Genomic DNA, 11,877 nt, shown 5'->3' with positions numbered 1-11,877 from the left:
TAGCTGATGGCCGCTGCCGTGAAGGTATCGTTGAAGGCCGAACCGATGACTTTTTCGATGGCGGTCAGGGTATCTCCCTGCGAATCACCACCCACGCCCGCAACGCTGGTGCCTGGACGAATTTCAGCACTGATCGCCTCGGCGGAGGCCGAGTAATCCATGGTGTCAGACCCTGTACCCCCATCAATCTGGTCCGCGCCGGCACTTCCCTTGATCAGGTCGTTGCCACCCAGACCATTGATCTGGTCATCGTCATTGGTACCGATCAGCGTATCCGCGCCGCTTGTCCCATTTATCACCGCCATTACTTCTTCCTTGCCTTGTTAAGAACCGGTACCAGCTCGCGGTCGATCACACGTCATCGCAGCGAGCGCAAAAGACTGACGAATGTGTTGATATCGACAGGAAAGGGTCGCAGCTTGAGGCCCTGCAAAAAATTGTATCGAGATTGATGCAATATGATTTTCGCAGCCAAAAAAAGGCGACTCGAAAGTCGCCTTTTTTGGGGGGTGTAGCGCGAGCCTGTCAATCCGCCAGCCAGCCATTCTCCCAGTAGCGCAGGTTATCGCCGCGCAACACGTAATCGCGCAGCACCACCTCACGCAACTCGTCGCCCATGCGGTAACTGGCATCAGGATCGGCCAGGTGCATGCGAATCGCCTGCAGCCATTCTTCCGTAGTGTTGGTCTTGATCCGCGTGCACGGCAGATAGCCGCGGTAGGCTTCGGTGTCAGTGCAGATCACCGGGTAGCCGCAAGCGCCGTACTCAAGCAGACGCAGGTTGCTTTTGCAGTCGTTGAAGATGTGGAACTCCAACGGTGCAAGGGCAAGATCCAGATTGAGGCTGGCCAGTTTCGCCGGATAGGCGTCGAGGCCGATCACGCCGTGGAACTCATGCATGTATGGACGCAGATCATCCGGGCACATGCCGAAAAACACCCAGTCGACTTCATCCGCCAGTTCGCGCACGACATCCGCGATCACCGCCAGGTCACCATGGTGACTGGTGCCACCGCCCCAGCCGACGCGCGGTTTTTTCGAGGTACGGCGCCGGCTGCGAAGGTTGCTCCAGAATTCCTTCGCCAACATGTTCGGCACCACGCGGATGTCGTGATGCATGTCCGACAAGGCGTTGGCCAACGGTTGCGTCGAGACCACGACGCGGTCGCACAGGCCGATTGCTCGGCGAACAATACGCTCCATCTCATGCTTGTCCGGCATATTGCGGATATGCGCGTTGCGATGGGGAACATCGATAACGTAGTCGTCCAGCTCATAGATGCGCCGGGCGCTGAAGTAGTTGCATAGCAGCGGAATTTCGTTGACCGACGACGCGGTATAACGCCCCTGCAGAACGATCACATCAGGCGACATACGCTCGATTTCGACTATCGGCGGCAAGTTCACGCTATAGCGAATCTGCCCCTGTACCCGACCTGCCGCTTCGAGTTCGATCAACGGCTGCGTGATCCGGTAGTGACCGATCGCGGAGGCGCTGAGCGGCAACCCGAGAATCTTCGGCAAGGTGTTATTGCTGAAAGGACTCCACCCGGTGCGCAGGCCTGGCTCGAGGGTGAAGCTCGAAGCGGTGTGTTTTTGCAGCGAAAGATTGGGATTGTAGGCAGGGTCGCGGGCAATGACCGGCAGCCAACGCTTGAAAAACGTTTCTTCTTGCTGGTTGTGCGAGACCTCCTCTTCATTGATGACCGCCTCGACTGGCTGTGCGCCCAGCGCCAGCACCGCATAAGGCGTCCACACCACGAGATAACCCTGGCGGGTTACGCGCAAGGCCAGGTCCACTTCATGCAACATGCGCGGCAGATTCTGCTCGTCCAGACCGTCAACCGCATCGAACACCGACTTGCGCACCATCAGGCAATCGGCACCGACGGCACTCAGGTCCTGAACGGCCTGCAAGCGGAACATATACCCGGATGCCTGCATGGCCTGACCATAAAACGGCAGGCCGGCCGGCCCTTGCAGACCGAGCACCAGCCCCGCATGCAACACATACCCATCGGGATTGAAGATCTTGGCGCCGACGATGCCGACTTCCGGACGCTGGGCGTGATTGAGCAACTCCTCAAGCCAGTCAGCCTGCGTGATCACCGTGTAGGGGTTGAGCAGCAGAATGTACTCGCCCCTCGCCTGAGCCACGGCGAAGTTGCGCAGTGCGGCGACGTTACCCTGCTGCGGGTAGGTCAGCACGCGTACGCGCTCACTGCCCAGCTGCGCCATACCGTCCAGCCAGGCACGAGCCTCGGCGGTCTCGCTGGCATTGTCGACCAGCAACAGCTCGTACTCGCTGTACGCGGTTTTTTCCAGCAGGCTTTCGACACAGCGTTGCAAGGCTGCAATCTGATCGCGAGTGGAAATGACGATCGAGACCAACGGCCGATGGGCATGCAAGTAATCAACCCGATTGAGCAACTCGACACTGCCACGACGCAGATCGTGGGCGATCCCCAGGCGATCAAGATGCGCCGACAGCAATCGCGCGTTGTTCTCCGTTACAGCGGGCAGCGACAACCACTGGGCCAGGTCGAAGGACGACTCGATGGCAATCTCGGCCAGATGTCCCACCACCTGCGTGCCTTGATCCTCAACCATCCGCCAGAGGATGTCGTGAGGCGCGAGTTCGGTGAACGTCGAATCGAAGCCGCCGAGTGTCAGGAAGGTCTCGCGCCGGAATGCCAGGGCGCGGCCGACGTAGGGGTAGGTGCGCATCAGATCCAGGTTGAAGTCAGGCTTGAATGCTGGCTCTACCGACTCACCCGCACGCAAACTGCCTTCATCGCTGTACAGACAGTGCAGAGCGCTGTTGAAGGCGATGCGCTCCGCCATCATCAGCAAGGCCGGAGGCACCAGACGATCACCGGCGCGCAGCAGATAAAACCAGTCGGCGCCTTCCAGTTGCGGCAGCAACTGATTGATCTGTTGCTGGTAATCATCCTGTAACGGCAAATGGAACACACGCCCATCCAGCACCGGCTCAGCGCATTCGCTGGACAGCACCAGCGTCAGCTCGGGCGGGTAGATCTGCGCGGCGAGACTTTCCAGCGTACGTTCCAGCGCTGCCGGACTGCCCTGCTCATCCACCACGATCGGCACGATGCGCGGCGTCGACGGCCAGCCTGCCAGGGTGTCGGGCAGCAATCTGCTCTGGACGTCACTGAGCCTGCGGCACTCCAGCCATTGCGAATAGAGTTCGGAAAAACTCTGGCTGTCAGCGCCAACTTGCCAGATCTGGGCGCTCTGTTTGGTACCGAGCGTTCGGCTCAACGGCAGCTCTATCCAGACCCGGGGCGACTCATCCGCCTTGGACAACGGCACATAACGCGCCCACCCCTTCGCAGGCGCCGACTCGCCGCTGCGCGCCTCGAGCATTTGCAACAGCCATTTCTGCTCGACCCCCAAAGCGTCCTTCATGGCTTGCTGGCCGCTCAAACGATCCGGATACAGGCGCTCGACACTCAACACATGATTGGAGATCACCACGTTGCCGCGCCGCAGCAAGCACACGAACAGCGCAAAATCGAGGCTGGCAACAAAGCAGTGTTCCGGCTGGGTCAGCGCCGGCAGTAATTCGACTATGTCGGCACGACGGAACAGGGCATTACTGAAACCACCGAGGAGGTTCGACGGGAACGTTTCGAAGAGCGCCAGCAGATCAGCACCTTTGAACAGGCCACTGACCGGCGACATTGGCGTGTTTTCCAGTCGTGAAGGCAGCGCCATGTCGTCGGCGTCCCACAACAGCCGCTGGGCCAGCACCAGATTGACCTCGTCACGATGAGCGAGCACGTCAGCCTGATGCTCGATACAGCTGGTGAACAGCTGATCGTCGTCACACAGAAACTTGATGAATTCGCCTTGCGCCTGATCCAGGCAGGCCTGCAGGTTGCCGACCATGCCCAGGGTGTGCGGATTGCGCACGTAACGCACGGCAACCCCGCTATGCTCGATCATCGCCGTGACAATGGCTTCGATTTCAGGGCCACGACTGTCATCGCACACAATGATTTCAAGATTGCCGTAACCCTGACTGACGGCGCTGCGCAATGCCCGCTCGAAGAAGCGCGGATTGAAGGCGGGAATGACAAGGCTGACAAGGGGAAGTGACTTCACGGCGGACTCGCAAGCGGCGGGAACCCGCCCGGAATTGCGAGCCCTCTGAAACCGCGAAAAAAGACATTGGAAACTCAAGAGCCGAAGTTCCGGGCGCTTGCGCGCCCGTGACTGTCAGATCTTGTTGAACAGACCCAACTGGCTGATCTTGCTGAACGCCAATTGCGCAGCCTGCAACATGGTCTGCTGCAAGGTCAGGCGAGTCATGACTTCGGCCGGATCGGAATCGCGGATCGAACCTTGCGTCGTGGTGTTAGCGGTGCTCAGGCTGTCGTTGGTGACAGACTGCATATCCAGCGACTGACCACGAGCACCGATTGAAGTGATTGCGGTGCCAATCTGGTTGCTGGCAGCGTCGATGTTGCCGATGCCGGCCTCCATGGCGCCCTGCAGTTTTTGCTTGGCCACCGGGTCGCCATCGATCGGCGTGTTCAGCGCGGTGATCATCTGGCCCAGGGTGTCGAGCACATTCTGGGTCTGATGGTTGTTTGGCTGGATCGAAAATTGATCGCCGGCCGCCGGAGTGTTACCCAAGGCGAATGTCACACCGGCTGCCGTCGCGTTGCCGCCAGCTACAGTGCCAGAAGACACCGGCTTGCTGTCTGCCGTCACCGGCGCCGCGTACAGGTCGAACGCCGTGGCGCTGGTGAATTTGAGGACCGCCCCACCTTGCGGGAATGCGGCCGCGTAGGCGGCCTGGTCGGTGATGGTGGAACCGGTGATCACCGTCGTCGAAGGGTTGCCCGGACTACGCGTAGTGGTGAACGTGTCCGGTGTCACGGCCAGCTGAAAACTGTGCCCGGCAATGACCGCGTCCGGGTTGGTGTCGCCCGCTTGCAGGTTGATGTTCAGCTTCATGTCGACGCCGCGGAAGCTGAAGCTCTGGTTGGCACCGCTAGTGTTGCTGATCACACCGTTCTTGCTGGCTTCAGCAGTCACGTCATTGCCCAGCGCATCGGTGATTTTCATCTGCGTGCTGCTGACAAAACTGACGGTATACGGCTGGCCGCCGGTGAACTTGGCGTTATAGGTGGCTTCAGTGCCGATCGTACCGTTGGACAACACGACACGGCCGTCATCCACCGCTGGAGCAGTCCGGGTAACGTTAGTGCGGGCCGTGTTGATGGTCTGCTGAAAGGCATCCCAACCGGTGGTATTGGTGCCGACCGTCAGGCCATCGCCGATGCCCAGATTGATCGTGGTCTGGTCACCGTTGTAGGTGTAGGTGCCGTCGCCGTTCTGCGAGTACGGGGCCGTGTCGGTCTTCGAACCGGAGAACAGGTAGTTGCCGTTGGCATCCTTGGAGTTCATCAAGCCCAGCACTTGCTTCTGGATTTCGCCCAGTTCCGAGGCGAAAGCCTGGCGGTCCTTATCGGTGATCGTGCCGTTGTTGGCAGCGAGGGAAATTTCCTTGGCGCGGGCCAATGCCGTGGTGATCGAATCCAGCGTGGACTCCTGCACGGTCAAGGCGCTTTTGGTGGTGTTGACGTTGGTTTTGTACTGATCCAGCATCGCGGCCTGCTGGCCCAGTTGCAGCAAGCGACCGGCGCCGATCGGATCATCGGAGGCGTTGGTGATGCGCTGCAGGCTGCTCGCCTCGCTGGCGGTGGCGACAGCCTTGTTGAAGTTACGCTGATAGTCCGACGCTTGCGTGCCGTAATACTGGGCGGTGGAAATGCGCATGAATTACGACTCCTTAAAGGCTGTTGATCAGCGTGGCGAAAGTTTCCTGCGCAGCTTTGATGATCTGCGAAGACGCTGTGTAGTACTGCTGGTATTTGACCAGATTGCCGGTTTCTTCATCCAGGTTGACCCCGGACAGCGAATCCCGCGCGCCTTTGGCGTTATCCAGAATTGCTGTGGTCGCGGCGCTGTCGGACTTGCCCTGGGCAGTCTTGGTGCCGACGTTGGTCACCAGTTTGTTGTAGGCGTCAGTCAGGCTGATGCCCTTGCTTGCCGAACCTGTATCGACGGTCTGCGCCGTTTGCAGGGCGACCAGCGCTTGCGCGTTGCGGTTGTCCGAAGACGCCGCGCCGGTGAGGTTCATGGTGAAGGTTTCGCCCGACTTCGGTGTGCCGCCCACAGTGGTCTGCACGGTGAAGGTTTTCTGCACGTTAGGCGTGACGCTGGTGTCCAGCACCGGGTTGCCGCTGGCATCGACGATGCCGACTTTCAGGTTCAGCGTGTTCGACTGGCCGGGCACGATGGTGCCGGTGCCGATGTTCTGCCCCTTGGCGTTGACCAGCGTGTAGGACTGGCTGCCACCGCTGGCATCACCGAACACCAGTTTGACCGGCGTCGAGTTCTTCAGCGCCGCCTGCATGTCGGCCTGGGCGGTCGGGTTGTAGATATCAATCTTGTCGCTGAGCGTCGGCTGGGTGTAAGTCCCCAGGCCGGCAGCGCTGGCCACACCGGTCAACGGCCCTGCCGCCGCGATTTTCTTCGGATCGGTGAGCACCGTCTGGATGCTGGCAGCCGCATTGCGGGTCGGGGTGATTTTGAAGCTGTCACCGGCACTCAACGCCCCACCATTGAGGGCGAGGGTGAAACCGTCGATCACCGGTGGCGGATTGGTCGTGGTGCTGAACGCGCCCAGATCGGTGCCGTCGGAACGCTTGACGGTGTAGTCGGTGGCGCTGGTGAACGTCACTTGATAATCGCTGGTGGTCAGCTTGCCGGTGTCCTTGATGGTGACATCGAGGTTACCGGAACCGGTGCTGTTGCCCGACTGCGCGATGCTGCGCGAACTGATCAGCGCGGCACTGTTGATGTTGTTGAAAATCGCCGCACCGAAGTCACCGTTCTTGTCGATGCCCTGGGCTTGCTGGCGGTTGACCTGATCAGCGATCACCAGCGCCACGCGGCCCAGCTCGTTGAGCGAAGGGTCGAGGACTTCCTTGCGGTAAGTCAGCAGGCCGCCGATTTCGCCACCGCTCATTGCCGAGGTGATGTCGATGGTGCTCGAACCGCGATCCATCTGAATGGCCATGCGCGACGGATCGGTTTTGCTCGCCACCATGCTCAGCGAGTTGGTGGTGTTGCCGATTACCAGCGGCTGGCCGCTGCCGATGTAGACGTCGAAACTGGTGCCGCGCTCGACGACCTGTGCGCCCGTCAGTTCGGAGAGCTGGCGCACGGCCTCGTTGCGGCTGTCGAGCAGATCGTTCGGCGCACCACCGCTGGTGGAGATCTCGCCGATTTTCTGGTTCAGGTTGGCAATCGAGGTGGCCAGTTTGTTCACCTGGGTGGTCATGTCGCCCAGGCTGCCGTTGAGGGTGGTGTTCTGGTCGTTGAGCTGTTTGGCGATGGTATTGAAGCGACTGGTCAGCGCCTGTGCACCGGTCAGCACCGATTGACGCGAGGTGTCATCGGTCGCCGACGTCGAGACGCCCTGCATCGTGGTGAAAAACTTTTGCAGTACGCCGGTCAGGCCGGTGTTGGTGTCCGACAACATGGAGTCCAGCGGCGTGGCCTGGGCCAGAAACGCGGCGGACTCGCTGTCGAGCGAAGTGGCCGTGTGCAGTTGGCTTTCCAGGTACGAGTTGTACACCCGGCGCACGTCGGCCAAGGTCGTGCCCGTACCGATGAACACGGTGCCGTACTGTTGCGAAGATTTGGTGCCCTGTACGGTTTGCTGACGTGAATAACCGGCGGTGTCGACGTTGGCAATGTTGTTGCCTGTCGTAGCCAAAGAGGACTGGCTGGCCGACAGTCCCGACATCCCGATATTGAGCAAACTCATGGTTCAGACCTTATACCTTGTGCCTTATAAAGGCGTGGTGGATACACCCGCCGCAGCGTAGTTTTGGAAACTGTTCATCTGCTTGGCTATCTGCGAAATCTTGCTTGCGTAGTTCGGGTCGGTGGCGTAACCGGCCTTCTGCAACTCGCGTACAAACTGTTCTGGGTTATCGGCAGACTTCACGACATCTTGATAGCGATTATTGCTCTGCAGCAACGTCACCAGATCGTGGAAGCTGTCCTTGTACGAGGCGTAGGAACGGAACTCGGCCGTCTCCTTGACCATCTCGCCATTGCGGAACTCGCTGGTGATCGCCCGGGCCGAATCGCCCTTCCAGTTGCTGCTCGCCTTGATGCCGAACAGGTTGTGACTGCTGCTGCCATCCTGGGCACGCATGACCGACTTGCCCCAACCGGTTTCCAGCGCCGCCTGCGCCACCAGATAACGCGGATCGACGCCGATGCGGTCGGCGGCTTCCTTGGCCATCGGCAGCATGGTGTTGACGAATTCATCGGCGGAACTGAAGGCTTTTTTCGCCGGCGCCAGCGGGATCTGCGCCATGGCGCGCCCGTAGACCTGCATCTGTCCGCCCGCGGCTTTTTCGCCTTCAGCGCGGGTCAGCCAGTCGCCGTTGTACAGTGGGCCGGCACCGGTAGTGGCCGCCGTTGTGGCGCGCTGCGGCAATTGGGTTGCGGCTGCGGGCGTGGCTGACGGCACCAGTCCGGCGAGCAAACGATCAGCGAGTTTCGGTGGCAAGGCCAGACGACGCTGATTGATCAGTTCCATGTCGTTGCGATGAGCGAGCTGTGTGTTCGGTGCATTCACCGAACGCGATGCCCACAACGGGCGCTCGCCATTGAGCCGCGACAACGGGCCGTGGGTGGCAACGGTACCGGCGGCAACCGGCGTGGCCACGGCAGCGGCTTTCGCCCTGGCTTCTTCCTGCTTGGCGGCGGACGCGGCAGCTGCCTCACCCGGTGCCATCGGTTTGTTCTTCGACATCTGCCGGATCAGCACGTCGGCAAGGCCAATACCACCGCCCTCACGAGACATGGAAACGGCCAGTTGCTGGTCGTACATTTCCTGATACTGCTTGGCCGCCGGCGTGTTCAGCGGGTTGTCCTGGCCCAGCGCTTCAGTGGCCGAACGCATCGACTTGAGCATCTCGCCGAGGAACAGCGACTCGAACTCCTGCGCAACCTTGCGCATGTTCTCATCGCTGTTCTTGTCGCCGACCTTGAGTTGGTTCAGACGATTGAGGTCCGAGTAGGAACCCGAATCACTGCTGCTGACCAGACCGCTCTTGCGCATATCCATAGGTGTCGGCCTCAGATCACGATCAGATCGGCTTGCAACGCGCCGGCCTGCTTCAACGCTTCGAGAATGGCCATCAAGTCACCCGGTGCCGCGCCGACCTGGTTCACCGCACGCACGATCTCGTCGAGGGTGGTGCCCGGGCCGAACTTGAACATCGGTTTGGCTTCCTGCTCGGCATTCACCCGCGAGCGCGGCACTACAGCAGTCTGGCCGTTGGACAGCGGGCCGGGCTGGCTGACGATCGGGTCTTCGGTGATGGTCACGGTCAGGCTGCCGTGGGTCACGGCGGCTGGCGAAACCTTGACGTTCTGGCCGATGACGATGGTGCCGGTACGCGAATTGATGATGACTTTCGCCACCGCCTGACCCGGGTCGACTTCGAGGTTTTCCAGGATCGACAAGTAGTCGACACGCTGGCTCGGATCGAGCGGCGCGGTGACGCGGATCGAGCCGCCGTCAATGGCTTGCGCAACGCCAGGGCCTAGCATGTCGTTGATCTTGTCGACAATGCGCTTGGCCGTGGTGAAGTCGGAGCGGTTGAGGTTCAGCGTCAGGCTGTTGCCCTGGTTGAAACCGCTCGGCACCGAACGCTCCACCGACGCACCACCAGGGATGCGACCGGCCGACGGAACGTTGACAGTGATCTTCGAACCGTCTCGGCCTTCGGCATCAAAACCGCCGACCACCAGGTTGCCTTGGGCAACCGCGTAGACATTGCCGTCGATACCCTTGAGCGGGGTCAGCAACAAAGTGCCGCCGCGCAGGCTCTTGGAGTTACCGATCGAGGACACGGTGATGTCGACCTGCTGACCCGGTTTGGCGAACGCGGGCAGATCGGCACTCACCGACACCGCCGCGACGTTTTTCAACTGCACGTTGCCCGATCCCGGCGGCACCTTGATGCCGAACTGCGAGAGCATGTTGTTGAAGGTCTGCAGGGTGAACGGGGTTTGCGTCGTCTGGTCGCCGGTGCCGTTAAGCCCGACCACCAGGCCGTAACCGATCAACTGGTTGGAACGCACGCCGGAAATGCTGGCGATATCTTTCAACCGCTCGGCGTGGGCACCAAAGGCAGCGGACATCATGGCCGCTGCCAGCATGAAGCTTTTCAGATTCAACGTAGCCACCTAGAAAGGGAACAGCGGGCTGAGGAAGAAACGGTCGAACCAGCCTGGCTGACTCGTATCGGCAAACGCGCCAGTACCCGAATAGGTGATGCGTGCATCGGCGACCCGGGTCGACGACACGGTGTTGTCCGTGGCGATGTCATCGGCGCGCACCAGACCGGCAATGCGCACCAGCTCGTCTCCGGTGTTCAGCGTCAACCACTTCTCGCCACGCACGGCGATGATGCCGTTGGGCAGAACGTCAGCAACGGTCACGGTGATCGAACCGGTGAGGCTGTTGCTCTGTCCCGACTTGGCGTCGCCCTTGGTCGAGCGGTCGGCACTGTAGCCGGCGTTCAGACTCAGGTCGTTGCCCCCGATCGGATTGTTGGTGGTCAGACTGGAGCCGAACAACGAGGTCAGACCGACCTTGTTATCGCTGTTCTTGTCCATCTGCGAGTTGGCGTTCTTGCTCGCCTGCGTGCGTTCGTTCAGGGTGATGGTGATGATGTCACCGACCCGGAAAGCCTTGCGGTCGCTATACAGGTTCTGCTCGAAACCGGCCTGATAGATCGAGCCGTTATTGGCCGCAGCCGGCAGCGGCGTGCGCGGCAACACCGGGGCGTAATAAGGGTCATTGGGCTTGGGCGTCGGAGCGACGCAGCCCGCGAGCGAGACGACCCCACTCAATGCCAGAACAGATACGAAGCGATGCATGACCCTACCTCACGGTGTTGCAGGCGACCTCATGGCCGCCTCATAGACTTGATTACAGATTCTGCGTTACGAACGAGAGCATCTGGTCGGCGGTGGAGATCACCTTGGAGTTCATCTCGTAAGCACGCTGAGTGGTGATCATGTTGACCATCTCTTCAACGGTGCTGACGTTGGAAGTTTCCAGGGTGTTCTGCAGCGTGGTGCCGAAACCGTTCAGGCCCGGCGTGCCGACTTGCGGCGCACCCGATGCAGCGGTTTCCAGGAACAGGTTGTTGCCCACCGCTTGCAGACCGGCCGGGTTGATGAAGTCGGCGGTTTGCAGGTTGCCGATCACTTGCGCTGCCGGGTTGCCGGCGATGGTCACCGACACGGTGCCGTCACGGCCGACGGTGAAGGTCTGCGCATCGTTGGGGATAACGATCGCAGGTTCCAGAGCGAAACCGCTGGCGTTGACGATCTGGCCGTTGGAATCGAGGTGGAAAGTACCGTCACGGGTGTAAGACGTGGTGCCGTCCGGCTGCAGGATCTGGAAGAAACCGCGGCCGTCGATGGCCATGTCCAGCGGCTGCTCGGTGGTTTGCAGGCTGCCGGCGGTGAAGTTCTTCTGGGTGCCGACGATGCGCACACCGGTACCCACTTGCAGACCCGACGGCAGTTCGCTGTCCTGGGTCGACTGGGCGCCTGGCTGACGCTTGATCTGATAGAGCAGGTCCTGGAACTCGGCGCGATCACGTTTGAAACCCGTGGTCGACACGTTCGCCAGGTTGTTGGAAATGGTGGTCAGGTTGGTGTCCTGGGCGGACAGACCGGTTTTGGCAACCCATAGAGCCGGAAGCATTCGATTCTCCTCGTGCGCCTGTTTTTCGG

Annotated in this window: 7 protein-coding genes and 1 pseudogene; all 8 read right to left on the bottom strand. The window is 60.6% G+C overall.

Going from position 1 to position 11,877, the window contains the following annotated elements:
* Positions 1-305: pseudogene (locus tag ACM6IV_RS03400) on the bottom strand (calcium-binding protein); the annotation flags it as partial.
* A gap of 220 nt (positions 306-525) precedes the next feature.
* Positions 526-4,128 (bottom strand): glycosyltransferase, encoded by a 3,603-nt coding sequence (locus tag ACM6IV_RS03395; protein ID WP_414868719.1) that lies wholly within the window; start codon positions 4,126-4,128, stop codon positions 526-528.
* Between the two features lie 114 nt (positions 4,129-4,242).
* The gene (locus ACM6IV_RS03390; RefSeq protein ID WP_414868718.1) at positions 4,243-5,811 is read right to left on the bottom strand and encodes a flagellar hook-associated protein 3; all 1,569 of its coding nucleotides are present in this window, start codon (positions 5,809-5,811) and stop codon (positions 4,243-4,245) included.
* 13 nt (positions 5,812-5,824) lie between these two features.
* Positions 5,825-7,870, bottom strand: coding sequence for a flagellar hook-associated protein FlgK (gene flgK, locus ACM6IV_RS03385; protein WP_414868717.1), 2,046 nt, complete (start codon positions 7,868-7,870; stop codon positions 5,825-5,827).
* Between the two features lie 24 nt (positions 7,871-7,894).
* Entirely contained in the window at positions 7,895-9,187 is a 1,293-nt protein-coding gene (gene flgJ / locus ACM6IV_RS03380) for a flagellar assembly peptidoglycan hydrolase FlgJ (RefSeq protein ID WP_414868716.1), read from the bottom strand.
* A gap of 11 nt (positions 9,188-9,198) precedes the next feature.
* Positions 9,199-10,287: a flagellar basal body P-ring protein FlgI gene (locus ACM6IV_RS03375; protein ID WP_414868722.1), complete on the bottom strand. Its 1,089-nt coding sequence runs from the start codon at positions 10,285-10,287 to the stop codon at positions 9,199-9,201.
* 27 nt (positions 10,288-10,314) lie between these two features.
* Complete coding sequence (flgH, locus tag ACM6IV_RS03370; protein ID WP_414868715.1) at positions 10,315-11,010, bottom strand: flagellar basal body L-ring protein FlgH; 696 nt, start codon at positions 11,008-11,010, stop codon at positions 10,315-10,317.
* A 52-nt stretch (positions 11,011-11,062) separates the two neighbouring features.
* On the bottom strand, positions 11,063-11,848 hold the full coding sequence (flgG, locus tag ACM6IV_RS03365) for a flagellar basal-body rod protein FlgG (RefSeq protein WP_090282324.1): 786 nt from the start codon (positions 11,846-11,848) through the stop codon (positions 11,063-11,065).
* Positions 11,849-11,877 lie beyond the last annotated feature (29 nt).

Source organism: Pseudomonas sp. IT-347P (assembly GCF_949768005.1).
In the GTDB taxonomy this organism is placed as follows: Bacteria; Pseudomonadota; Gammaproteobacteria; order Pseudomonadales; family Pseudomonadaceae; genus Aquipseudomonas.
This window is presented reverse-complemented; position numbering and strand designations above follow the sequence as displayed.